The following is a 24,594-nucleotide window of genomic DNA, read 5'->3' as shown; positions in this document are numbered from 1 at the left end:
TACGTATCTAAATCAAACGGTTACGAGGGATAGAGACTTACACATGCCTTACACAGTTGCCGTCATCGGCAAGGAGGTCATGTGTCGGAGTCTCACTCCCTCATGGACGGAAAGCTCCATGTGTACCGTCGCGAGAACAGCCGCTTCTGGCAGTGCGCGACGTACCTGAGCGGTCGCAACTACCGTCAGTCGACGAAGGAAACGAACATCGCCTACGCGCGAGAGTTCGCTCGAGACTGGTATCTCGATCGCGTAGCCGAGGACCGGCTGCGGAGGCACGGCGTGTTGCCGACGCCTCCAAACTCACTGGTCGTGATTCCGGAGCGGATCGCGCCGCGCCGAAGCGGCGAGAAGACATTCCGCGAAGCCGCAGCAGCGTTCGAGAAGGAGTACGCGGCGATGACGCTGGGCGAGCGCAACGCTCAGTACGTCGCGAGCAAAGGCAGGGTGATCCGGCTCTACCTGAACCCGTTCTTCGGCGACCTGGCGATCTCCGAAGTCTCGGCCGGTCGGATCCAGGACTATCGGCTTCAGCGGGTTACACCTCCCGAGGAGCCACAGCGGGTGCGCTTCGTGTCGGACGGTCGGGAGCGGATCGGCAAGGTCAAGGCCTGGAAGAGACCGAGCCGGCAGACGCTTCACAACGAGATGGTCTGCCTCCGACAGATCCTGAAGAGCGCCAACCGCAAGGGTTGGATTTCGGCCCTTCCCGATATGAGCAACCCCTATCGGGCGTCCGGGAAGATCAGCCATCGGGCGTGGTTCTCCCCCGAGGAGTACAAGCGACTCTATGAAGCGACGCGGGAGAGGGCGAAGAACCCGAAAAAAGAACGGTGGCGCGAGGAGTGCGAGCAGTTCCACGATTTCGTCCTGTTCATGGTCAACACCGGCCTTCGTCCCGACGAGGCTCAGCGCCTTGAGTTCAGGGACGTCTCCATCGTCGAGGATGAGGCCACCGGCGAGCGGATCCTTGAGATCGAGGTCCGGGGAAAGCGGGGCGTCGGGTACTGCAAGAGCATGCCGGGCGCCGTGCGTCCCTTCGAGCGGGTCCTGAAGCGCAAGAACGGCGAGCCGACCGATCTCGTTTTCGGACTGGTCCAGCGCGAGCTCCTGAACGCCATCCTGGACGAACTCGGGCTTAAGAAGGACCGGGACGGCAAGCCGCGGACGGCCTACAGCCTGCGGCACACCTACATCTCGATGCGGCTGATGGAGGGGGCGGACATCTACCAGGTCGCCAAGAACTGCCGGACCAGCGTGGAGATGATCGAGAAATACTACGCCTCGCACATCAAGAACGTGCTCGACGCCTCGGCAATCAACGTCCGCAAGCCGAAGCCGGCGAGACAGCGAGGGGCGCGCGCTGGCGAAACGGCGTCGGAGACCTAAGTCTTCCCCATGGACGTCCAGATCTACCGCTCCCCGTACTCCACCTCGGCCGCCGAGCACGCCGTCTTCTCCAAGGCGTCCGGGTGGGGCGTCGATCGGGGCGGTGAGGAAGCTGAGCACTGGATGCTGATCGCAGAAGCCGACCTGAGCCGGCCCACGGCGACCCTTCCGTTCGACGCCGGAGCAGCGCTCGCCGACGTCACGACCGATGGCGTCTTCTACTACCTGCATCAGAGTCCGCCGGAGACGGTCCATCTCGAGGCCGACAAAGCGCTGAACGCCTTTCGCCTTCGGGTCACCCTGCCAATCCTGCGTGATGTGCCCGGCGGCGAGATCGAAATCCTAGGCACCGGAACCCTGTTCAAACACGAAGACAGAATCTTCCTGGTCACAGCCGACCACCTCTTCCGGGAGGACCCCGAAGACGCCTCTTCAGCGATGATCCCGACCGAAGAGGTCGTCATTCCCGAACAGCCGGTGCGGGGCAACTTTCGAACGTTCGGGCATCACATCGTTTACCATCAACCACCGCCCGTCACGGCCGACGTCGTCGTGATAGAGCTCAAGGAGCCCGAGACCATCGCCATGCTGGCGGAGAACTGGGGCTTTCTGCCACTGGAGCAAGGGGGCGACGACCGGGTTGGCGACCGCCTGGTAGTGAGTGGCTTCCTTCATGAGGGAGCCCGGAACGTTGACGGGATTGTCCATCAAAGGATGCTCAATCTCGCGACCGATCCCCTGACCGCGATCCCCAAGAAAGCCAGCCAGCCGATCTACTCCCACGACCTGTTCATCTATCTCGACGCGCAGGGCGCCCGGCTGGACGGCGAGACGGAGGCGATCGGAAGCATCAAGGGGTTGAGCGGCGGCCCAATCTGGGCGGCCCGCGAAAGGGCGGGCCTCTGGTCCCCTTCCGCAACCATGAAGATCGTCGCGATCCAGAGCGCCGAGCTGAAGCAGCGTTGGGCCCGCGCAGTCCGATGGAACGTCGTCCGGGAGATACTGCGCCGTCCCGAGGTCGGCCTGCGGTCGCCGCCCTGACGCTCACAGAACCAAGTCTCTTGGACCGGGGAGGGCTCCTCGCTATAGGGAAGCCTCGGCTCGCGGGCGTGGCGAAACTGGTAGACGCAACGGACTTAAGCTGAGGATTGAGTGCGCCGGGGGAAATCCCGGACGTAGAACCGCTCAAAGTCGGGGAACCCTGTCAGATGGCGATCCCGAGCCAAGCCCGTCCCCCTTGGACGGGAAGGTGTAGAGACTAGACGGGCGGCGCCTAAGGCTTCGGCTACGGCGAAGGGATAGTCCAGACCACGAACGCCATCCGGCGGCGGCGAAAGTCGAAGTGGTATGAAAATCCGTCGGGCTTTGCCCATGCCGGTTCGACCCCGGCCGCCCGCACCAACCCGAATTCGATGAACGCTGCGCCTTGAAATGGCGAGGGCCGCTTCCGATCTCTCAGGCCCCCCTGAGAACGGAGAATAAGAAACCATGGGAGAAGCCCGCACCCCGCTGTTCGCCTACGTCGATGAGTCCGGAAACACCGGAAGAAACATCTTCGATACGGCGCAGCCCGACTACTACACCGCCGCCCTGGTCAGCCGGGGCGACTTCGACCGGAACTATGGCGATCAGGTTCGGGCCATCGCCGGGAAGGTTGGCGCCACCGCCATCCACGCGAACGAGCTTGGCCTCGGGCGGCTGGAACTGATCGCCGACGACCTGCTCCGCCTGCTCCATCGCGCCGGAGCGAACTTCTTCGTCTCGCGGGTCGAGAAGAAGTACCTGCTGGCGACCAAGATGTTCGACACCCTGTTCGACTCCGGGGAGAACGCCGCCGTCCCGTGGCACGCCTATAATTTGAAGCCGCTCAAGATCATCGGAGCCTTCAAGCTCGCTGGTGTCATCACCGACGATATCGCCCGGGACTTCTGGAAGTGTCTGCTGATGCCCAAGGAGGCGGACGCCCGTGCGGCGCTTCCGCCGATCTGCGAGGCGATCAAGGCCCGGCTCGACATCCTGCCGGATGCGCGATCGCGCGAGTTGCTGGGGCAGGGGCTGGACTGGATCATCGCGCACCCGGAGTGCGTCCAGTTCGCCACCGAGCAGAAGCTCGCCAAGCAGGGCCACTTCCCCAATCTGGTGGCCTTCGCGAACCTTCTGGAAGGGCTCCAGTCCATGTCCAGGCGCCTGAACAAGAAGATCGCGTCGATCATCCACGATGAGCAGAACGAGTTCGGACGCACGCTGAGCTCTTGGCACGGTCTGTTTTCCAACGCCTCGCCGGATGTCATCGAATGGGCTGGCGAGCGCTACTCCCTGCAGCGGGCTCCTGGCAGTCTCTTCGCCATGAAGCCCGACGATCAGAGCCCCGGCATCCAGATGGCTGACGTCGCGCTGTGGCTTTACGGTCAGTGGCTGAAGGGCAAGGTCCTTCCGGAGAACTGCGAGCGTCTGCTGCTCTTCATCCTCGCCAATGGCTGGCAAAACGACTTCTCCTTCGAGGGAGTCGAACACTCGCTACTCAATCAGTTCGGAGAGGTGATGTTCGGAGACATGCCCGAGGAGAAGCTGGAAGCGGGTCGTGCGCTGGTGAAAATGAGCGAAGAACGCCGTGTCGCGTCGATGGAACAGTACGAAATCGACGGACTGCCGCCGTTCATGCGGACCCCGCCTCCCGGCGTTTCCACGGCCCGGCCGCCGGCGCCGCTGGCTCAAGGTTAGCGGAGGTCTCAGGGTCGGGGTCGGTCGGCTTCCGGATGAAGTCGTCGACCCCGGCTCCCTATCGCGACACAAGGGCGCGCACGTCGGCGGACTCGCGCGCTCCCGCCTAGTGAACCGAAGCCGGGGCGGCGCTGCCGCCTTCGGAGCTCATGACGAGGCTGTCGACCATCAGGTCGATCTCGGCATGAAGCTCGCTGACATCCTGGTTCGCGAACCGCGCCTCGGCAGCTTCTCACCAGGCGATCCGAAGCAGGTCGCGGGCGGCCGCGGGAGTGAGATCGTCAAGATAGATCAGGCCGCGTTCGGCCAGGATCCGGCGCGCGACCTCGCCCGCCCGTTCCGCCAGCTCGTCATAGAGGGCCGTTTCCTCGGCGGTGAACTCATCGGCCACGGCGATCCTTTCGGGACGGCGAATGGGGGACGGGCCTGGAACTTCTGCGAGGAAGCCCGGTGTTTCAGGACCGGCCGCCGCCGACGTCGAGGACGTCCCCCGGCTCCCGATCGGTCCCTATCGTTCCGGAACCCGTCGTTGGCCAGCCTACAGGCTCACCGGCCCGACGCAATCGAAGCGGGCCGCAGATGACCTGGCGTTGAAGCAGGCTCAGGCGGGCCGCTTCGCTCCCGCGCGGATCAACAAGGCGCCCAAAGCGACCGGCGCGGCAGCGAACGAGGCTATCGACAGGGCCTCGGCACCGTGTCCGATAGCGATACCCCAGCCAGTAAACGTTGCGGCGAGAACCGCAGTGACACTGATGAGACTGAGACCCGACTGACGCAGCAAGATGGCGTTTTTCATGAACCCTCTCCGTGTTGGATCACAGGCTAGGGCTCGCCAGTGAATTCGCCCTTAAGCTGGGCAATGGCCGAAGGCGGGGAGGGTCTGAACACTTTTGCTGGCGCCGAAACGCCCCTCAACTGGGGCGCCGCGAATGACGCATCGCGGGAATCGGTTCGATGGGATAGGCGGGGACCGCCGGACCGCGACCGACCTTGCGCCCGGCAGCGGTCCCGCGCCGACCCGCCGTCGGCCGGGCCGCACCCTTCCCCGCGAGGCCCCCTGTCATGAAATCCCTGATCGCGCTCACCCTCTCGGCCGCCCTCCTGTCGGGCTGCGTCGGCATGACGCCGCCCCGCGACGGCGGCGGCCTCAAGATCGCCAGCTGGAACATGAAGCATCTGGCCGAACGGGACGGGGAGGGCTGCAGCCCGCGCACCGGGGCGGACTACGCCCGTCTGCGGGCGCACGCCTCGGCCCTCGGCGCCGACGTGATCGCCTTTCAGGAAGTGCAGAACCGGGCCGCCGCCGAACGGGTGTTCGATCCGGCGCTCTACGACGTGGTCATGTCCGGCCGTCCGCCCAGCACCCGCGGCGGCGAGTGCCGTGGGCGTCCGGGGCTCTCTATCCAGAACCAGGCCGTCGGCTTCGCCATCCGCAAGGGCGTGCCCTGGACCCGCAATCCCGACCTTAGCGCCCTGGCCCTCGGTAACCCCGATCTTCGCTGGGGCGTGGATGTGACGGTGTCGCGCGGGCGGCCGGTTCGGCTCCTGGCGGTGCATCTGAAGTCCGGCTGCAACTCCGGCCGCGAGCCGACCGACCCGGACTGCCCCGTGCTCTTCGACCAGCTCCCTGTGCTGGAGGGATGGACCGAGGCGCGCGCCCGCGAAGGCGCCGCCTTCGTCGTGCTGGGCGACTGGAACCGTCGTCTTGCCAGCCGTAACGACGCCTTCCTGGCCGACCTGAACGACGGCGACCCAGAGGGCTCGACCCTGACCCTGACCTCGGGCGACCGGCCGGCCGGCTGTAAGGCGCGCTACCGCGAATACATCGACTTCATCGCCACGGGCGCTGCCGCGACCGCCCGGATCGAGCCGGGGTCATTCGAGGAATATGTCTACGGCGGCGTGCCCGAGGCCGAGCACCCGTCGGACCACTGTCCGATCTCGGTGCGGCTCGTGGGCTGACACTGGCAACACGTCCTGAACGCTCGCCGCCGCGTACTGTAGTTCAAATCTTCAACTTCGACCAATCCACCTTGCCCAGATCGTTGTCGAACCAACTCAGCTCGACGTCGAGAGGCAGCGACTGACCATCCTGGAGCAGGACGTGCTCCGGCACTTCGGCGGCCGGAACAGTTTTGTTAAGATAGTTGTCAGCCTGATCGTGCGCGTCGCGTAGGCCGATTGCGACGCTGTTGATCTGAGCCGGCGTGGATCCGGCGACCAAAAAGTGCTGACGGGGGAGTTGAACGCCTGCGGCCGTCAGAATGATCCGGGCGTAGCAGACGGGTCGGGCGGGGGATGCAGCGGTGGTCATCTGGGCACTCCGTGTGGGCCGCAATCGGCGAAGGGACATCACCCTCGCTGATTCGGCTGGCCGAACCGCGATCGCATGCCTCTGAAGATCTAAGGGCTCCGCCCTCGCGCGGGCCAGGGTGAAGCGGCTCCGCCGCCGGATCGGCCGGTCTCCCCGGCCTTCCGCGCCGGCGACAGGGGCGATGCCCGCGATCGATACGAGGCTTGTGCAGGCCGGGCGATCCCCCTCCGGCCGATCCGCCCTGGCCCTTGCTACCCCGGTCTCGCCGACGGGCAGGGTTTCAGGCGCGCGTTTCGCGTGCCTGCAACCCTTGCCCAAAGGAGGCAGACATGACTGCTCAATCCACCCAAGCCCGTATCCCTGCGGCGGCTGGCGCCGCCGCGACCGGAGCGGATCAGGAGCCGGTTCACGGTGCGGAGATCGTGGTTCCGCTGAACCGGTTGAAGGCGTCCCCGAAGAACGCCCGGAAGGTGCCGCACAGCGCGGCGACCATCGAGGCGTTCGCCGCCTCCATCAAGGTCAAGGGGGTGTTGCAGCCGCCCGTGGTCGAGATCGAACGCGGCGAGGACGGGACGGCCACCGGCAATTACCTCGTAACCATCGGGGAGGGGCGCCGTCAGGGCCTGAGGCTCTTGGCCAAGCGCAAGCAGATCAAGCGGACCCATCCGGTCAAGGTTGTCGTAGATACCGAGAATGACGCCCATGAAATCAGTCTCGACGAAAACACCACCCGCGAGGCCATGCACCCCGCCGACCAGTTCGAGGCGTTCAAGCGGCTGGCGGACGAGAAGGGCTATGGCGCCGAGGAGATCGGCGCCCGGTTCGGCGTCACGGCGACCGTAGTGCGTCAACGTCTGCGGCTCGGGGCGGCGGCCCCGGAGCTGATGGCGGCCTATCGGGAGGGGGCGCTGGCGCTTGATCAGTTGATGGCCTTCTGCGTCAGCGGCGATCAGGACCGGCAGCGTCAGGTGTTCGAGCAGTTGGGCGAGTACCGTCCCGTCCACGCCATTCGCCGGGCCATGACCGAGGCCAAGGTCAGGGCGGACGACCGCCGCGCCGTCTTCGTCGGCGTCGAGGCGTATGAGGCCGAGGGCGGTTCGGTGCTGCGCGACCTGTTCACCGAGGACGGCGGCGGCTGGCTGGAAGACCCGGCCCTGCTGGACCGGATGGTGGGCGACAAGCTCACCGCTCTGGCCGACGAGGCGCGCCAGCGCGAGGACTGGAAATGGGCCGAGGCCGCGTCCGACTATGTCGCCGTCAACGCCCTGGGCCGGGTCTATCCGGTCGAGGTCGTCCGGTCCGAGGACGATGCGGCGCAGATCGCCGCCCTGTCCGAGGAATACGACGCCCTCGTCTCCGAGGCCGGGCCGGAAGGGCTGACGCCCGAAGCCGACGCCCGGCTGGAAGAGATCGACAAGGCCCTGCAAGCCTTCGGCCCGGACTTCGACTATCCCGCCGAGGTCAAGGCGCGGGCCGGGGTCATGGTCCTGCTGGGCCACGACGGACTGGCCCGGTTCGAGCGGGGTCTGGTCAGGGCCGAGGATGCGGTCAGCGACCGGGCGCCCGATCCGGACGCCCCGGAAAGCTGGTCCGAGGCGGAGACGCAGGACGGCGAAACGGCCCCGCCCGCGCCGGAAGCCGAGGCCGACGAGGGACCGGCGCCCCTGTCCGAACGGCTGGTGATCGACCTCACCGCCCATCGGACCATGGGGCTGCGCGATGCGGTTCAGGCCGATGAAAACATCGCCCTGACGGTGGTGGTCCATGCGCTGGCCTTGCAGGTCTTCTACCCGGCGTGGGGGACGTGGACGCCCCTGCAACTGCGTCTGGGCGTGACCGGTCTGGAGCGGCTGGCGCCCGGCGTCAGCGACAGCCCGGCCGGGCGGCGGGTGGCCGACCGGCTGGAGGCGTGGGGCGCCCGTCTGCCGGAAGAGGCGCGAGACCTCTGGGCCGTGCTCATGACCGTGCCGCCGTCGGACCTTCTGGACCTGATGGCCTGTTGCGCGGGCGTCGGCCTCTATGCCGTGCGCGACCCCCACGACCGCAAGCCGGACGCCCTCGCCCATGCCGAGACGCTGGCGACCGCCACCGGTCTGGATATGACAGGAACGTGGACCGCCACCGCCGCCAGCTATTTCTCCCGCGTGTCCAAGGCGCGGGTTCTGGAAGCGGTGACCGAGGCGACCACGCCCGAGGAAGCCGGGCGGATCGCCGGGTTCAAGAAGGGCGACATGGCCGATGCCGCCGAGCGGCTGGTCGAGGGCAAGGGCTGGCTTCCGTCCGTACTGCGCACCGTCTCCGATGCGGCGGAACCGGAGGCCCCGGAGCCGGAAGGCGAGGCGACCGAGCCGCCCGCAGCCGATGACGACGCCTACCGGTTCGCCGCCGAATAGACGGTGTAAGGGGCCGAAAACTCGCCGCGCGCCCTTTGGGGCGCGCGGCTTTTTGTCTCCGGGCAAGGCGGCGAAGCGTGGTGTTCCGCTTCGGCATAACGCTGTAAGTCCAATGGTCGGGGGGACGGACCGATGGACCGGAACCCGGGCGACCTTTTCCGAACCGAACGGCTCCGGGTCGGGTCGCCCACGGCCCCCGGTCAAGGTGTGATCCGCGCATGAAGCCGAGCAAATTCATCGCGCATCAGGAACGGCGGCTGAAGCGTGCGCTGAGCGACGACGAGCGCGACGCCGTCGAACAGGCCCGCGAGGATACGACCACGGGCCAGTCCGACACGGTCAAGGCGATGTGGAAGGCGCTGGACGACGCGCCTGAACCCGATCCTGAGAACCCTCGCGAGAAACCGTCCCACCAGCGTCAGGGCGCCGTCGCGAGAGCTAGGCCGCTCTGATCCGCGGCCACAACGAACTGTACTTCCGCGCCTCCTGTTTGCGGCGCCGGTCCTGTGCCCGTGCGCCGTTGGGCCGACAGGCGATGTCCAGCTCAAGCAGGTGTGACTGCGACATGTTGAAGGTGACGTTCGGCCACTCGTTTCCGTCCCGGTCGTACGCCGTCCGGTATCGGAAACCAAGATGGACGGCCGCCACGATCAGAGGGCCGTTCGCGACATAGTCCGGGCCCAAGGGCGCGCCGTCGGGGAAGGTGCAGGCGAAGTTCTCCGCGATGTGCTTCAGGCGATAGCTGTCGGTGTCGGGGCGGATGGTCTTCGTCGCGGGCACCGACGCCAGCATGGCGAGTGCGCGCAGCACATGGTCGGCGACTGCGATCTCCTTCAGCTCCTCCCGATACGCCTGGACCCGGTCATAGTGCTCGTAGGGCGTCTCCCAGCGACCATCGCTTCGGCGTTCGGGCCGCCCGAAACCCCATCCCCATTTATGGAGACGATCGTCGCGGTCCATCGCCGTGAGCGTGATCGCATGTGCTGCGGCGCGCAGCAGCATCGATGCCGGCGCATCGAAGTCACGTTCGGTCAGGTAGCGGCCGAACGGCTCAGGATCGATCCGTCGAGAACCGCCCGCGTCGATGCGAGCGCGCAATTCGGCGTTGGAGTGGAAGCCCAGTCCACGCGCCAGCGCTTCGACGCGGTGGGAGGATTTGATTTCGGGAGCGGTCTGTCGAAGTCCGGCCTTGAGGCGCTCGAGGGTGACAGGGTTCAGAGTGATGTCGAGTTCGACCATGGCGTTTGCCTCTGTGGGTGCGCAGGTCGCCGATTACGCTGCGGCACACGAGGAAAACGTGGGGCCGAGGAAGGGATTGCAAGCCACGAGACGTTTGACCCGGCGACAGGTCACAGGCGCCTAACCCGACTCACAAGATGCCGTGAGTCGCAGGATGCGCAAGGAGTGGCACGACCGGGCCGACTGGCATCCTGATCGCCCTGCGTTCGTCGATGGCGCTTTTCCCCCGGGCAGCCTGGTCATGCACCTCGGGGAGGCTGCGCCGGGCGAGGCTTGCCCGGCGTCGCCTTAGGGCATCCGGCGTTGCACGCCTTCCAGCAGATAGGCGACGAGCAGGGTGAGGCCCCGGCGCTCCACGCAGAATTTGCGGCGCTCGTTCACGGCGTCGAGCAGGTCCTGCCACTCCCCGAGAAGTTCCGCCTCCTGGGCCGAATCCAGCAGGCTCAGGTCGATGTCCCGTCCGAGGCGACGACGCAGGTAGTCGAAGACGGTTCCGTTCCTGATCTCCTCCTTGACCTCATCGATCATGATGTCGTCGTAGCGACCGGAGTCCATCGCCCCGTTCAGATAGAAGGCAATGAAGGTCAGGATGGATGGCGGCATGAGCGCTCCTTGTCAGGCGGAGCGCCACGTTGCCCGCTCGGTACGATCGCCGCAAGCCGACTACCTTGAGGGGCTGTGGCGCATCGCGCCGTCAACCTCCGCTTGTGGACTCGCCGAAGATGCGGATAGCTGCGCGTCGGGAGGCGTGTATGGGACATTTTTTGCATCGATCGGAGTGCCGGTCCTGGATCTATCCGTGGCGATGTCCGGACTGCACCTCGGCGATCTACGTCTATCAATGCAGTTGCGGCAGCGGCGTCTTCTTCGAAACCAATCAGCCGCCGTGGCCGCGACACGACTGCAGCGCCGCGATCGTCGGCGCTTCAATGGCGGGCGCGGGCGGCTGGCTGAAAGCCGGCCTCGATCCTTCGACCGGAAAGGGACAGCCTCTTGAGGCCCTCAAAGGCTTTGTGGCCATCGGCACGGGCGCACCGACGCCGGAGCCACCCGCCCACATCGTCGCTCCGGCGCACCAGCTTGTCGGGGTCAAGGCGATGGACCCGATGCCGGGTGAGCACGAGAGCTTCATCGGCGTCGTGCGCGATCTGAAGGTCGACACGACCCGGATCAAGGAGCTCTACGCGGATCTCGGCGACCTTGGACGCAAGCTCCTGGACCTGCCTGCGCGCGGCGCCGCCCGGCAGATCACCATCGAGAAGAATGATCTCGACCCTATCGAAAGCTACACGGCCGTGGCCCCGGTCGATCTTCTTCAAGGCGTCGGCGTCGGCGAGATGGTCTGGGTTGAACTGTCGGCCCGCCACGGCGCGGATCGGTCGGCCTGGGTGGTGGTCAGTCTCGGCGCGCTGGGCTGACGGGGTCACCCTCGATCGCTCCCGTTCGCACTTGCGCGTCAGACCGAGCGGAGCCCTCGGTCCTCATAAACCGAGCGGGACGGATCGCGGAGGGCGCTCAGCCAGGCTGGGACCTCAGCGCGCGTCTCGCCATTAAAGCCTTCGACGAAGACGCTGCAGAAGGCGAGGGCGGCGTCCCTCGCCGTCATCTCTGCGGGAATGCGGTGGCTCGCTGCAACCGCGTCGCCCGCCACGCCGGACCAACCCGTCACACGCTCCTGATGCTTGATCATGATCATCTGGACGATCCAGAGAAAATCAGTCCGTTTGTCACTCATGGCGCGGCCTCATGCGAAGACTACCGGGGCGGGCCGCTGTTGGGCGGGCCTGTCGGCTAACATTGCTCTCTTATAGCCGGTGCTGTGATGGAATCCCACGTCCGCAGCAACGGCCAGCACGTCAGCTGGTACAGCAGCCAGCAGGCGTAAACGGCCTCGGTCGTATGGCATCCCCCGGTGCCGATCCGTCCATGGGCCACCGCATGGCGCAGGGCCGACCCCGCCCGGAAATCGAACAAGAGCTCAAGCTCCAGAACGGTGGCCGGCGGCAGGATGGCTTCCAGCTGAGGGCGCAGTCTGCCCAACATCGCCGACAGAGACACATTCTCCTCCGTCATGTCGTCGAAATCGACGACCGGGTCATGGTCCGCAACCCGGAGCACATGGCGCAGGCACGGCTCCAGTTGCGGAACGAGCAGATGGACCGCTGACTGATCGTCACCCTGCAGAAGGCGGGTAAAGCCCAGCGCCATGAGACCTTGCTGCTCCCAGCGCACGAACGGGGAGCGGGACACGATCGCCCCAAGATGCCGTTCATGAATGTTGTGCCGTTGGGAGAGGGTCAGCCGGGCCGGGTCGAAACTCCCCTGCACAACGATCTGCCGACGAAATCGCTCGGATTCGTTGATCCTCTGCTTCAGCCAATCCTCGTCGGGATCTTCCCGATCTCCGGATGGCGTGTTCGCGGCGGTTCGTCCGTCTTCGTCGGAGTGCCGGGTTCCCATCATGGCGCCGAGCGGGAACTGATCGAGCGAGGCCAGTGCGTCCTCGCGAAGCGTTTCGACGGGCTGGGACCGTCCGATGCAGGCCAAGGCCTTCAACGCCGCCGGGAGATCCAGCTGCGCGAAGGTCTCGAACGCCTCCCGTCGCTCTTCGCCGAGGTCGAGCGGAACGGTCATCATGACGAACTCGGACAGGGCGTCTTCCTGAAGATCACGCAAGTCCCGCCGGAGCGAACGGCGCCACTCATCCTGTCCCCTTATGCCGCGCAGGGCGTGCAGGGCGGACTGCACCCAATGCGCCTTGGCGCCGGAGGTGCTGACCTGGTCCACCATCTTCAGGATTGTGCTGACCCTCTCGACCTGACACCGCCTGCTGGCGTCCTCGTCGCGGGCTTGCAAATGAAGGTGCGCGGCGTGTCCCAGCAACTGCGCGGACGCCAAGGGATCGAACCGATCCGGCGCGTCGCGAGCGACGGCCTCGAGGTCGGCGGCGACGTCGAGGGCCGGGACCAGATCGTAGTAGCGCGCAAGTGCCGCCGCCGAACCGAAGACCGTGACCGCGCGGTCGGTCACCGCTCTACCATAGAGGCGCAAAAAGGCGTCACGCGCGGCCGGGTCGGTTTTCTTCTTGCCGGTCAGCCTGAGCGCCAGCTGCAGGGCGCGTTGGGCGAACCCTAGCGCTTCAAACGACGCGCCCTCGGCTTCGCCGTATCGCGGTCTGGAGCGCCCATCGAGCAACCGATCCAGGCTATCCACATAGCCGTCGATCGCACAGCGTCCCGCTGCACCGCGATGGCGTTCATTGGTCCAGGCTATGTCGGCCAGTCGCGCCTTCAGCCCGGGGTGATCGAGTTGAGCCGCCAGGGTTTCGAAAACCCCGGCCTGAGGGAGGAAATCCTCGATCGCGGGCATCCGCCAGCCCTCGCCCACATATCGCGGGCCCCACGGCGACCCTTGGTCAGCGGGGCGGAGCAGGAGTCCGACGGCGCCGGACAGCCAGTACCACCCGGAGGCCAGTTGTCCCTCGCTCGCTCGCGCGAGCACCATGAAGCGTTGCTCGAACACGCCCGCATCGACGTGCGAATGGTCCGCCGTTTCGGCGTTTATCGCTTCGACATCGAAGCCGATGATCGCCGTGGTCGGCGGCGGCCAGGTCAAGCCTTCGGAAGAGGTCGTGGACATCGTCGTGGACGGCGGCTCTAGGTCTCGGTCGAACCCTCAGCCCGCAGCTCAGCGAGCCGGCGATCGGAGGCTTCGGCCACAATCTGGCGGAGCAACTCGATGCGCTCTCCGAGATACGCGAGCTCCTCCTCCGTGATGCGGTAGTGGCGCGAGTAGCGAGCCTTCACGTAGGCCGCGCGCAACAGTTCGAAGCAGCGCTTCTGGAACTTGGTCTCCTGCGGCCACACTTCGCGAAGGCGCGGTTCCAGCGGCTCCGTGATCTTCCGGAGATGGACGAGGTTGTGGCTGCGAGGCGCATAGAGCGTCAGGACGAGCAGCAAGCCCTGATAGAGGGACTCGGTCGCTTGATGCAGATTGAACGCTGCGAGCTTTAGCTCGTGATCGTCGATGCAGAACCGCGCGATTTTCGTGAAGCCGTTCGAAGCTGCTTTCCACTCCTCGACGTACTCCATCGTCTCTTCCAGTGCGGTCGCTGGCGGAAGAGGCTGCGGGTCCGACAGCTTCACGCCGGGCGTATCCTTCAGGACGATGCCCTCGCGGACGATGTCGATGAAGAACGGACGGCCGTGCTCCAGCTTGAAGTTCACGTCGTCGAGGCTGTGAACGATGAGCTCGGTGGAGGTGCGCATGGCGCCGAGCGTCCACTGCTCCATCAGCTCCTCGTTGACCTTCTCCCAGAACTCGATGTCCGTGAGGTCCTCGTGATCGACGATGACCAGCAGATCGAAATCCGAGAAGTAACGGCTGATAGGATCGTGGACCCAGTCGCCTCGTGCGTAGCTCCCGTAGAGGATGATCTTCAGGATGCGACCGTTCTTTAGTCGGTCGGCCCGTCGCGTCGAGATTGCCTTGGCGAACCCCTCCTCGATGATGTCGACGTACCGTTCCAGCTCACGCTGCTTGGTCGGCGACAGTTTGCGGAGAGGGCGTTTCATGGGGTGAGTCTCGGAAATGCCCGGCCTCGAAGCAAGGTCGAAAACATCGCATCCCTGTCGCAGCGGCGATCGGGCATCAGAACAGGGGCTCGTGATCGACGTCGTCTCGCCGCAGGCCATAACGCCGGATCAACAGCGCTTCCAGCGCGTCCGGATCTCTCATTCGTCCGCCCTGCAAGCCCCACGAACCGACGTGGGCGCCGATGAACATCAGCCTGTTCACTCTGATGGCCTCGTCCGAAAAGGCCTCGGCGGACAGCGCTTCATCCGGTTCTTCAGGCCTGTTCAATTCGGCTTTCGCCTTCTCCATCACCTCGCGCGACGGTCTTCCCGCCACATCGAACGAAAAGCGGGCGTTCAAGGCGATATTCGCCAGGATGCTCAGGATTTCCCAGTCCTTGAGTCCCTCGTCGCGCATCGCCGCGAGGCGGGCGCGCACATCCGGATCCGCTAGAATTACTGGGAGGGTGTGGCGGAGATAGGCGAACGAGCGATTGTATCGCTGCTCAATCGACAGTGCGGCTTCATCCGCATCATATCCTGGCCCGGGCCCCGTCGGCCCCGACAGCGCCTCGATCTTTCTAAGCTCAAAGACGCGTTCGGGCTCGATGGTCGGCAACGCCTGGCGGATCGCCTCGCCGAACGCCTCCTCAGAGATCAGGTCTCGGTAGAGTTCCGGGTAAGGGCGAGCGGTGAAGAGCTCGCCGGCGAGCGCTTCCACCTGGTCGCTCAGTGCTTCGGCCGCTTCCTTCGGCGGCAACAGCGACAGGGCTCCGAGGATCGGAGCGAGGACCCCTTGAATCATCGGCCATGGGTCTGGCGGGCCTCCAGACGGAAGGGTGAGACTGAAGGTGCGTATTGTGGTCGGCGTGCTGGGTTCGACTTCCTCGAACGCAGGCTCCGCGTGTGTCGGATCCACCCGGACATCGATATGCACTTCACCCGGAAGGGTCACCAGATCGACCCGGAGCAGGATGACGGCGAAAAGCTGGAGGCTGGCTATAACCTGTTCGGCCTCGGGCACGACGGCGTAGCGGTTCTCGAACACGCACGTCCAATCGATATCCATCGCGCGCCAGCGAACGGTTCGCTTGGGGCCAAAATCACTGAACGGACGATCAAGGAAAGCCTCCTGGAGACGCTCCCACAGTTCATCCGGGTTATCCTGAATCCAGAAGCCGTCCGCCGACTCCGAGGCGGACCGGATTGGATCCCAGAGCACAGGCGGCCAGTCGGCGTACAGTCTGTCAAAGGTAGGCAGCGCCTCGGGGGCGAGCCTGAGAAGAGCCCCTCGCCACGTCGTCAGTTGCCCGATGTTGACGTTGAGGTCCGAGTGCTTCTCAAGGTCGAGAGGGTCCGCTTGATGCTGGACATGAGCGCGCAGCATCGCCGCCATCGCTTGAATGAAACCAACCGCGCAGCCTGCGTTGTCCTCGAAGTCCGCCACGGACAAGCGCGCGGTGGGCAGAAGCGGGCCGAGCGCGTCCTCGGGGTGGTACTCGGCAATGAAGGCCGCCGCGAGCGCGTAGTTCTTGGCTGCATAGGTCAGCCCCAAATCCCGGTAGCAGCCTGCGAGCAGGAGCATGACGCGGACGGCGCCCTCGATGCGGTCCCCAGAAAACCACTTCGCCTTGGCCTTGTGGAGCTCGCGGATCGCCGTCAGTGGATGATCATTGTCCAGAAGCGCGAGCGCCCTTTTGAGGGCCTTTTCACCTGCCACCGCGCCGCCAGCCCGTTCAGCGATCAGTTCGTCGGCGCGTTCCGCCAAGGCGAGCAGCTCCGCATCCTCGCCCGCGATCGCGATCACCTTGGTCAGGAAATCCGAGAAGTCTTCGATCGGGAAGAGTGGCGTAGATTTGGCTTCATCGAGCATCCGTCCCCAGTCCAAACGAGATGCGTTTGGATCGCTTGGCGCGTCCGGAGCGCTCGGGAGTCCGCTGATGTGCCCGCGAACGCGAAGCAGCCCGGTGCGACGCACCGGGCCGGGCGCGGTCTCGATCTCGCGATCGATCACGTCGAGAAGGGTGTTTCGCCACTCAACGAGCTCGTCCAATGAGCCGTGATAGGTCGAGTGGAGCAAGCCGCCGTGCGCATAGACGAGCAAGGTGGCTGCGTTCTGCAGGTCAGCCTGCCCGGTCCATTCCCCGACGTCGGAGTAGTAGTCGCGGAGCCTGTGCGCCTGGGGGTTCAGATCCCCGAACCCTCGAAGGGACGCGACCGCGATCTCATAGGCCGCGTTCCGGGCGAGACCACGCGGTGCCGCCTCGTGCGCCGCGAAGACCTCCATCTTCGAAATCCAGAAGCGGAGATCGTGACGTGCTTCGATGTCGAAGGTCGCTCGCCGCACACCGCGCTTTATGTCCGTGAAGTCGGCCTGGCTTATCACCAGCGGTTCGCGGTCTCGCCAACGGGCAAGACGATCATCGTACCCGTCGCCACTCGCAGGACCTGCGGGGCCGATCTCGGCCGGCAGCGAAAGGTACTGCTGGGCGATCCAGAACAGATCGCGATCTGCCAGCCATTCGGCGATCGCCTGGCCATCGAAAATCCTGAGCTCGATGTTGTGCTCGTCTCTCGCCCACTTCTGCAATCTGCGGCGCCGACCGATCGGGAAATCCGCCTCGCAGAAGTAGACGATCTCATCGACGGCCCCGCCCGCGACGATGGACTTCACATCCTTCTTGATCTTCGGTTCGATCCGCTTCTCGAGACTGCAGGCGAACACGACCTCGCGGGCTCCGGAGGCCTGTGCGACGAACGGCGAGTTCGCGGTCAAGGGAAGCGGCAGGTTCGTCCTGAACGACTCGAAATCCCGGCCTCCATCACCGCCCGCACTGACGGGGCCGGTCGCGGGCAGGATGTTCGAATAGAGCCGAGCTCGCGCGACGTGTCGCGTCAGATGCTCGAAGTCATGGTGCGCATTGAGCGCGCCCAGCTCGTTCAGGTGATAGCGGAGAACGCGAGAAAGCTGTGCTGGCGAGGGGCCGTCGGCCAAGGCGTATTTGTCCCGTCTAGGTTTTTGCGCCCGTTTCCGGGTCCTAGCTGTAGTTGTGATGCTGATTTGGTCGCTGTGGAAGGCTAACGGAAGTCCCGCGTTCGCACCCTGATCGCCTCAAGCGACAGATCGGGGATGTAGATGTCCCGCACCTTGGGCGTGCGGGCGTCGGGCGCGCTGCCGCGATAAACCTCGTCGCCCCGGCCGTGCGGCAGGGGGAAGTGATCCCGCTGGCCCAGTGACGCCAATAGGTCGGATGCGTCGTGCATGCGTGTCGCCACGATGTGGACGACCTCGCCCTCGCGCTGGACCGTCCCGTCTACGACGAGAAGGCTGGCGCCGAGCACGATGCGGCGCTGCTGTTCGTAGAGGCTGGGCCAGATGACCAGATTGGCGACGCCGGTCTCGTCCTCGATCGTGATGAACATCACGCCCTTGGCTGAGCCGGGCTTCTGACGGACGAGCACCAGACCTGCGACCCGGGTCTGGCGGCGGTCCCGCATCGCTGAGGCGTCCGCGCAGGTCATGACATGGCGCGACTGGAGGGTGTCGCGCAGGAAGGCGACCGGATGCTCGCGCAAGGTCAGGCCGACATGGCTGTAGTCCTCGACCACCTCCTGGCCCGCCGGCATTCCGGGCAGGGTCGCGTCCGGCTCAGCGACCTCCGGTGTTGTCGCGCCATCGTCCTGGACGACGGCGAACAGGGGTAGGGGATCATCACGCAGGGCCTTGATCGCCCATAGTGCCTCGCGCCTTTGCAGGCCCATGGACGGCAGGAAAGCGTCCGCCTCGGCGAGGCGGGTGAGGGCGCCGACCGGCGTCGAGGAGCGTCGCCAGACATCCTCGACACTGGTGAAGGCCGCCGCGCGCCGATGAACGACGAGGCGCCCCGCGTCCGCATTCGCCAGGCCGCGCACCATGCGCAGGCCGAGACGAACGGCGAAGCGGTCCTCACGGTCGGTGGGCTCAAGCGTGCAGTCCCAGCGGCTGGCGTTGACGCAGACCGGGCGGATTTCGACGCCGTGCTCACGGGCGTCGCGAACGATCTGGGCCGGGGCATTGAACCCCATGGGTTGGGCGTTCAGCAGGGCGGCGCAGAAGACGTCGGGGTGATGGCATTTGAGCCAGGAGGAGGCGTAGGCGATCAGGGCGAAGGACGCCGCATGGCTCTCGGGGAAACCATAGGAGCCGAAGCCCTCCAGCTGGCTGAAGGTCTTCTCGGCGAACTCGGCCGTATAGCCGCGCTCGACCATGCCGTTGACCAGCTTGTCCTTGAAGTGGCTGACGCCGCCGGTGAATTTGAACGTCGCCATGGCCCGGCGCAGCTGGTCCGCCTCGGACGCCGTGAACCCGGCGCATTCGATGGCGACCCGCATCGCCTGTTCCTGGAAGAGGGGGACGCCGAGCGTCTTGCCCAGCACCCGCTCCAGCTCCGGCTTGGGATAGTCGACCGGCTCCTTGCCCTCGCGTCGTCGCAGATAGGGGTGGACCATGTCGCCCTGAATCGGGCCAGGGCGGACGATCGCCACCTCGATGACCAAGTCGTAGAAGGTGCGCGGCTTGATCCGGGGGAGCATGGCCATCTGGGCCCGGCTCTCGATCTGGAAGACCCCCAGCGTGTCCGCCTTGCGGATCATCGCATAGGTCTTCGGATCCTCGGCCGGGATCGAGGCCAGATCGAGCTCGACGCCCTTGTGGTCCCGCAGCAGGTCCAGGCCCCGTCGCATGCAGCTCAGCATGCCGAGCGCAAGCACATCGACCTTCATGAACTTCAGGGCGTCGATGTCGTCCTTGTCCCATTCGATCACCTGGCGGTCCTTCATCGCCGCAGGCTCGATGGGGACGAGATCGTCCAGTCGGTCGTCCGTCAGGACGAAGCCGCCCGGGTGCTGGCTCAAATGCCGGGGAAAGCCGATCAGCTGGCGGGACAGGTCGAGCGCCAGCCGAAGGCGCCGATCCTGGAGGTTGAGGTTCAGTTCCTCGGCGTGTCGATCCTCGACGCCCTCGCTGGAATAGCTCCAGACCTGGGACGACAGCGTTTTGATCAGATCCTCGGACAGGCCGAGCGCCTTTCCCACGGCGCGCAGGGCGCCGCGTGACCGGTAGCGGATCACGGTGGCGCACAGCGCCGCGCGATCGCGGCCGTAGGTCTCATAGACCCACTGGATCACCTCCTCGCGCCGTTCGTGCTCGAAATCGACGTCTATGTCCGGCGGCTCCTTCCGCTCCTGGCTGACGAAGCGTTCGAACAGCAGGTGGTTGCGGCCCGGGTCGATCGAGGTGATGCCCAACACGAAACAGACCGCCGAATTGGCGGCCGATCCGCGGCCCTGGCAGAGGATGTCCCGGCTTCGGGCGAAGCGGACGATGGAGTTCACCGTCAGGAAATAGGGGGCATAGCCCAGGGCCTCGATGAGCGTCAGCTCATGCTTCAGGCTGGCGCGCACCTTGTCCGGCAAGCCGTCCGGATAGCGGCCGGCCGCGCCCTCCCAGGTCAATCGCTCCAGCGCCTGTTGCGGCGTCAGGCCGGGCAGGGCGGCCTCCCTGGGATACTGATACGACAGCTCGTCGAGGTTGAACCGGCACCGGTCGGCGATCTCGACCGACCGGCGCAGAGCGTCCGGATAGCGGGCGAACAGCCGGTGCATCTCCTCGGCGCGCTTCAGGTGACGATCGGCCGAGCGTTCCCGCTTGAAGCCGACATCGTCGATCGTGCAGCCCTCGCGAATGCAGGTCAGCACGTCCTGAAGGATGCGGCGGTCCGGGTGGTGGAAGAGGACGTCGTTGGTCACGACAGTGTTCACCCCAAGATCCTGGGCCAGCTCCGAAAGCTGATGCAGCCGCATCTGGTCCCGGGGGCGGCGGCGCAGGGTCAGGGCGCAATAGGCGTCAGCGCCGAAGATGTCGGCCAGGGCCGAGAGGCGTCGGCGGTACGACGCATCGGCGCGATCGGTGACGAGCACGGCGATCAGGCCCCCGGCATGGTCCGCCAGATCGGACCAGTCGAGGCGACACGCACCCTTGCCTGCGCGCCCCTTCCCGAGGGTCAGCAGTCGACACAGGCGACTGTAGGCCGCCCGATCGGTCGGATAGACCAGTATAGCGGTCTCATCGACGAGTTCGAGACGACAGCCGATCACCAGTCGAACCCCGGTCGCCTTGGCGGCCTCATGCGCTCGCACGATGCCGGCGACGCTGTTCCGGTCGGTGATGGCGAGCGCCTCCAGGCCGCAGACGGCGGCCTGGGCGAACAGCTCGTCGCAGCCGCTGGCGCCGCGCAGGAACGAGAAGTGGGAGGCGCACTGGAGTTCGGCATAGCGCCGCGTTGCGGTCTCGCTCATCCGAACCGGCCGTGGATGAACCAGGCCTGGGAGCCGGTCGTCGCATCCTCGCCGTCGCCGGCCCGGAACAGCCAGAAGCGCTCGCCGGCGTCGTCCTCGACCTGGAAGTAGTCGCGGACCGCCCGCATCTCCGCATCGCGTCGCCCCCACTCGCCGAAGATCCGTTCCGGGCCGTCGGCCCGGCGAATCCGACGGCGGACTCCGCGCCAGGTGAAATGGGTCGGCGGGTTGTCGGGCAGGAGCGCGATCGTCTCGATCGGCTCCGGCTTGCGGAACAACCGTGTCGGGCGGGGCCAGTCCGGCGTCCATGACACTCCCGTAGGGGCTGACAGAGGCGCGACCTTTCGGGTGGAGCGCTCCGGGACGTCGCTTTCCACCGGAGACAGCCGGTAGAGCCGGTCAGCGCCGATCCGGTTCGCCAAGGTATCGACGAGCATGGACACGTCCGGCGCGACCTCCGCGCCGAGACGCGCGGCGGCGGGCCGCCAGTTCAGCGGCTCGGCCGCACTCGCGGCCAGCGTCATGCGGTCGATGCCGAAGCCGGGCGCGATCGTTTCGATCTTGTCGGTCAGCAGCCGGGTCAGCCGGCGCACGTCGCGCACCGGCTGGGCCAGACCCACGCGGACTGCCTCGATCCGGTTGTCCACGCGGTAGCAGAGCCAGTCGAGCCGCCGCGCCCCCAGGCCGCGCGTTTCCAACTGCCCGCACAGGGCTTCGGCCAGGGCGCCGGCGTACCGGGCCAGGGTTTCTGGGGCCCCGATCGGCTCGGCGAAGACCCGTTCGACGCGGGGCGTCTCAGGCGCCTCGACCGGGATCAGAGGCTCCCCCGACCGGCCATAGGCCTGGTCGAGACGCCGGCCAAGCTCCGCTCCGAAACGGAGCTGGAGGGGCGCGCGGGGCCGGTGGGCGACGTCGCCGATCCGTTCGAACCCCATCCGCCTCAGCCCGACGGGAAGGTCGGCCGGCAGGCGCAAGGCCTCGAGCGGCAAGGGGGAGAGAGCCGCATCGACGCCGTCATCTGCGATGAGGCTCTGGTCGGCGCGGAAACGGGCGACCGCATGGGCGGCGCCGAGCGTTGGGCCGACGACGCCCCGGCTGGTCACGCCGACGCCCTGGAGGCGCGCCGCCAGATCGCGCAGGAGCGCCGGCTCGCCTCCCTGAAGATGGGCGGCGCCGGTGACGTCGATCGCCAGTCCATCCGGCGGATCGGCCTGGCACACAGGGGCGTAGCGGTGCATCGCCCACAGGGCGAGGCGATCCAGAGCCTCGGCGTCGCCATGCGGATCGGCGTCTCTCACGTCCAGACCCGGGATCAGGGCCTGAGCCTGGGTTGCGGCCATGCCCACGCGTGCGCCGGAGCCGGCGGCGGCGGCGTTGCAGGCCGTCACGACCCGCTTGCGACCGATCCGGCCCGTAAGGACGAGAGGATGCTCAGGCGGCGGCGCGTCGGCGCCCAACCGGCGGCGCAACCGATCGACGGGCCAGTTCGGCAGGAAGAGCGAGACGACCCGTCTCATCACAAGCGTCCAGAATGAAGTCCGCCGCGTCGGCGCCGCGGCAACGCATAAGTTCGATCCGCCATCGCGCCCGACCGATCCCGGGGACCGGCAAGGGCGCTGATGGCTCGGCGCTGACGCGCCAGCGCGTGGCGGCGGCGGTCGGCTGGCCGAAGTCGGCGGCCTCCGCCGCCCGGCGCCATCGCCGGACCGCAAGGCCGATAACGCCCGACGCCTCGGCGGCCAGCTGCAGTCGGCGCGAGGCGGTCATGGTCAGGCGGGACGTCTCGCAGACGACGCCCGCCAGCCCGCCATGGCGCAGGCCTTCCTCGAAACACGCCATCAGCGCCTTCTCGTCGCCCGCCTCGACGTAGATGACCCGGTCCGGTCCCAGCCCCGCATGGCTGAGCGCGGGGGCGAACAGGTCGGGGCGGGTGATGCACCACAGAACCGGTCCGGGCAGACGGGCGACAATGCCCGCCGCGAAAAGAGCGGCCGCCGCGCCGCCGACGGCGTCGTCGCCGCCCCCGGCCACCTCATGGAGCGCCCCGAGCGCGAGGCCTCCGCCCGGCAGGGCGGCGTCCAGTCTCGCCACCTCGAACGGCAGCACGCCGACCGCTCGACGGTCAGCCTGCTCCAGCGCGCGAACCTTGGCGCGCAAGTCCTCGAAGTGGGCCGAGCGGGCGGCCGGCATGGACGAACTCCTCCTCGCCTCTATAATGTTCCTGAAATGTTCTGGTTCGAAGGTGAGGTCGGAGTCAATCCGGCCGGCGCCTTTTCCCCCGGGATTTGCGGCGACCCCGGAGCCGTGAAATCCTCGGCTCGACGTCACGGGAGCTCAGGTCATGTGCAACGAATACCAACTCATCCTGCCGTTCGACGATGTGATTGCGGCGTTCAATCTGACGGGAAACCGGCTCGTCTTTCCCGGCGGCATGCCGAACTTCGGCCCGATGGCCTCGATCCGCATCGGGGATCGGGCCCCGATCATCCAGATGGGGGCGGAGGGGCCCGAGGCCGTCATGACCCCCTGGGCCTGGAAGGGGCCGGGCGGACGCCCGGTCTTCAACTTCCGCTCCGACGGGCGATCCTTCGAGGGCTCGCACCGGTGCCTGATCCCGGCGGACGGCTTCTTCGAGTTCACCGACCCTGAACCCGGGCAGAAGCGAAAGACCAAATGGCGCTTCACCCTGTCAGGCCAGCGGCTCTTCTGGGTGGCGGGCCTGATCAAGGAGGGCGCCTTCGCCATGCTGACCACCGAGCCGGGGGAGGATATTGCCCCCTATCACGACCGGCAGATCGTGGTGCTTCGGCCCGAGGACGGGGCGGCCTGGCTCGACCTCCAGCGGCCCCAGACCGAACTGTTGCGGGCTCTGCCCGCCGGGAGCCTCGACGTCGAGAAGGTCTTCCCCGCCGCAGCCTGAGCGCCGGGTTGAGCCTGGGCGGGTCGGGGCCTGACCGACCATGCCGGGGGGCAATGGCGATGACGGGGTGTTCGGGGCGGCCGGGGTCTCACATCCTTTTCGCGCCAGCCGGCGCGGCCTCTCGATGAGGCGGATCTGACCGAAACCCGGTCGGCTGGCGCAACCGCTTGCGCGACTTTCATCCCCGGCCTGACGGCCTTCCTCGCGAAACAAGAAAGTCTCTTGTCGCGGTCCTCCGCTTCGCTGCGGGGGCTCGCTCCGCTCTCCCTGCGCGCCGCCCGGGCCCCGGTCTCCCGATCGCCATCGAGGCCGCGGCAGGCGTGGCCCGAAGCAAAGGAGAGACTGACATGGCCACCATCGGCACCTTCACCGCCCAAGGCGACGGCTACACCGGTTCGATCAAGACCCTCACCCTGAACGTCAAGACGGCGGTTCTTCGGCCCAACGAGAAGACCGACGACAAGGCCCCCGACTTCCGGATCTTCGCCGGCCAGACCGAGTTCGGCGCCGCCTGGAAGCGCAAGAGCCAGCAAGACCGCGACTACCTCTCGGTCAAGCTCGACGATCCCAGCTTCCCGGGACCGATCTACGCCTCCCTGGTGGAGGTCGAGGGCGGACACAGCCTGATCTGGTCCCGCTGACCCAAGAGCCGCGGCGGCGCGGAGACCGCGCCGTCGCTCCTTCTTCCCACACTCCGTTTCGAGGAGG

At 66.5% G+C, this 24,594-nt stretch carries 21 protein-coding genes; 9 read left to right on the top strand and 12 right to left on the bottom strand.

The genetic code is table 11. The features are described from left to right. The first annotated feature begins 102 nt into the window (after positions 1–102). The 3 genes from GGQ93_RS01615 (at position 103) to GGQ93_RS01605 (ending at position 4,110) form a co-directional block, all read left to right on the top strand. Positions 103–1,389 (top strand): site-specific integrase, encoded by a 1,287-nt coding sequence (locus GGQ93_RS01615; protein ID WP_183214900.1) that lies wholly within the window; start codon positions 103–105, stop codon positions 1,387–1,389. A gap of 9 nt (positions 1,390–1,398) precedes the next feature. Next, positions 1,399–2,430 carry a hypothetical protein gene (locus GGQ93_RS01610; RefSeq protein WP_054766375.1) on the top strand — a complete coding sequence of 344 codons (1,032 nt, stop codon included), beginning with the start codon at positions 1,399–1,401 and terminating at the stop codon, positions 2,428–2,430. A 447-nt stretch (positions 2,431–2,877) separates the two neighbouring features. After that, positions 2,878–4,110, top strand: a complete 1,233-nt coding sequence (locus GGQ93_RS01605) for a DUF3800 domain-containing protein (RefSeq protein WP_054766374.1) — start codon at positions 2,878–2,880, stop codon at positions 4,108–4,110. A gap of 232 nt (positions 4,111–4,342) precedes the next feature. On the opposite strand, the gene GGQ93_RS01600 is transcribed toward GGQ93_RS01605, so the two are convergent. Then, positions 4,343–4,501 carry a hypothetical protein gene (locus tag GGQ93_RS01600; RefSeq protein ID WP_156314211.1) on the bottom strand — a complete coding sequence of 53 codons (159 nt, stop codon included), beginning with the start codon at positions 4,499–4,501 and terminating at the stop codon, positions 4,343–4,345. A gap of 210 nt (positions 4,502–4,711) precedes the next feature. After that, the gene (locus tag GGQ93_RS01595) at positions 4,712–4,906 is read right to left on the bottom strand and encodes a hypothetical protein (RefSeq protein WP_054766373.1); all 195 of its coding nucleotides are present in this window, start codon (positions 4,904–4,906) and stop codon (positions 4,712–4,714) included. Between the two features lie 266 nt (positions 4,907–5,172). Between GGQ93_RS01595 and GGQ93_RS01590 the strand changes: the two genes are divergently transcribed. Further along, the gene (locus GGQ93_RS01590) at positions 5,173–6,072 is read left to right on the top strand and encodes an endonuclease/exonuclease/phosphatase family protein (protein WP_054766372.1); all 900 of its coding nucleotides are present in this window, start codon (positions 5,173–5,175) and stop codon (positions 6,070–6,072) included. 43 nt (positions 6,073–6,115) lie between these two features. Here GGQ93_RS01590 and GGQ93_RS01585 read toward each other — a convergent pair whose 3' ends face one another. Continuing rightward, positions 6,116–6,424 (bottom strand): hypothetical protein, encoded by a 309-nt coding sequence (locus tag GGQ93_RS01585; RefSeq protein WP_054766371.1) that lies wholly within the window; start codon positions 6,422–6,424, stop codon positions 6,116–6,118. A 329-nt stretch (positions 6,425–6,753) separates the two neighbouring features. On the opposite strand from GGQ93_RS01585, the gene GGQ93_RS01580 reads away from it, so the two are divergent. After that, positions 6,754–8,817 carry a ParB/RepB/Spo0J family partition protein gene (locus GGQ93_RS01580; RefSeq protein WP_054766370.1) on the top strand — a complete coding sequence of 688 codons (2,064 nt, stop codon included), beginning with the start codon at positions 6,754–6,756 and terminating at the stop codon, positions 8,815–8,817. A 218-nt stretch (positions 8,818–9,035) separates the two neighbouring features. Then, positions 9,036–9,269 (top strand): hypothetical protein, encoded by a 234-nt coding sequence (locus GGQ93_RS01575; protein WP_054766369.1) that lies wholly within the window; start codon positions 9,036–9,038, stop codon positions 9,267–9,269. Here GGQ93_RS01575 and GGQ93_RS01570 read toward each other — a convergent pair. Next, positions 9,256–10,056: a hypothetical protein gene (locus GGQ93_RS01570; protein ID WP_054766368.1), complete on the bottom strand. Its 801-nt coding sequence runs from the start codon at positions 10,054–10,056 to the stop codon at positions 9,256–9,258. The two genes, GGQ93_RS01575 and GGQ93_RS01570, sit on opposite strands and share 14 nt — an antisense overlap. A gap of 288 nt (positions 10,057–10,344) precedes the next feature. After that, positions 10,345–10,659: a hypothetical protein gene (locus GGQ93_RS01565; protein ID WP_054766367.1), complete on the bottom strand. Its 315-nt coding sequence runs from the start codon at positions 10,657–10,659 to the stop codon at positions 10,345–10,347. A gap of 119 nt (positions 10,660–10,778) precedes the next feature. Between GGQ93_RS01565 and GGQ93_RS01560 the strand changes: the two genes are divergently transcribed. Continuing rightward, complete coding sequence (locus tag GGQ93_RS01560) at positions 10,779–11,474, top strand: hypothetical protein (RefSeq protein WP_156314210.1); 696 nt, start codon at positions 10,779–10,781, stop codon at positions 11,472–11,474. A gap of 38 nt (positions 11,475–11,512) precedes the next feature. Here GGQ93_RS01560 and GGQ93_RS01555 read toward each other — a convergent pair whose 3' ends face one another. The 7 genes from GGQ93_RS01555 to GGQ93_RS01525 all read right to left on the bottom strand — a co-directional run bounded on the left by GGQ93_RS01555 (position 11,513) and on the right by GGQ93_RS01525 (position 23,156). After that, the gene (locus tag GGQ93_RS01555; protein ID WP_054766365.1) at positions 11,513–11,791 is read right to left on the bottom strand and encodes a hypothetical protein; all 279 of its coding nucleotides are present in this window, start codon (positions 11,789–11,791) and stop codon (positions 11,513–11,515) included. A 56-nt stretch (positions 11,792–11,847) separates the two neighbouring features. Next, positions 11,848–13,695: a DUF7380 domain-containing protein gene (locus GGQ93_RS01550; protein WP_054766364.1), complete on the bottom strand. Its 1,848-nt coding sequence runs from the start codon at positions 13,693–13,695 to the stop codon at positions 11,848–11,850. 17 nt (positions 13,696–13,712) lie between these two features. Further along, positions 13,713–14,630: a HEPN domain-containing protein gene (locus GGQ93_RS01545; protein WP_054766363.1), complete on the bottom strand. Its 918-nt coding sequence runs from the start codon at positions 14,628–14,630 to the stop codon at positions 13,713–13,715. 76 nt (positions 14,631–14,706) lie between these two features. Beyond that, positions 14,707–17,625 (bottom strand): hypothetical protein, encoded by a 2,919-nt coding sequence (locus tag GGQ93_RS01540; RefSeq protein WP_054766362.1) that lies wholly within the window; start codon positions 17,623–17,625, stop codon positions 14,707–14,709. A gap of 83 nt (positions 17,626–17,708) precedes the next feature. Further along, on the bottom strand, positions 17,709–20,966 hold the full coding sequence (locus GGQ93_RS01535; RefSeq protein ID WP_183214899.1) for an error-prone DNA polymerase: 3,258 nt from the start codon (positions 20,964–20,966) through the stop codon (positions 17,709–17,711). Then, positions 20,963–22,483 (bottom strand): Y-family DNA polymerase, encoded by a 1,521-nt coding sequence (locus GGQ93_RS01530; protein WP_183214898.1) that lies wholly within the window; start codon positions 22,481–22,483, stop codon positions 20,963–20,965. The genes GGQ93_RS01535 and GGQ93_RS01530 overlap by 4 nt, the downstream gene beginning before the upstream one ends. Continuing rightward, on the bottom strand, positions 22,398–23,156 hold the full coding sequence (locus GGQ93_RS01525) for an ImuA family protein (RefSeq protein ID WP_054766359.1): 759 nt from the start codon (positions 23,154–23,156) through the stop codon (positions 22,398–22,400). The genes GGQ93_RS01530 and GGQ93_RS01525 overlap by 86 nt, the downstream gene beginning before the upstream one ends. 151 nt (positions 23,157–23,307) lie before the next feature. On the opposite strand from GGQ93_RS01525, the gene GGQ93_RS01520 reads away from it, so the two are divergent. Continuing rightward, entirely contained in the window at positions 23,308–23,886 is a 579-nt protein-coding gene (locus GGQ93_RS01520; protein ID WP_054766358.1) for an SOS response-associated peptidase, read from the top strand. 347 nt (positions 23,887–24,233) lie between these two features. Then, entirely contained in the window at positions 24,234–24,527 is a 294-nt protein-coding gene (locus tag GGQ93_RS01515; RefSeq protein WP_054766357.1) for a DUF736 domain-containing protein, read from the top strand. Positions 24,528–24,594: the final 67 nt, after the last annotated feature.

This window comes from Brevundimonas aurantiaca, from assembly GCF_014199955.1.
Classification (GTDB): Bacteria; Pseudomonadota; Alphaproteobacteria; order Caulobacterales; family Caulobacteraceae; genus Brevundimonas; species Brevundimonas aurantiaca.
Note: the sequence above shows the minus strand (reverse complement) of the source record. Positions and strands in the feature narration are given on the sequence as shown.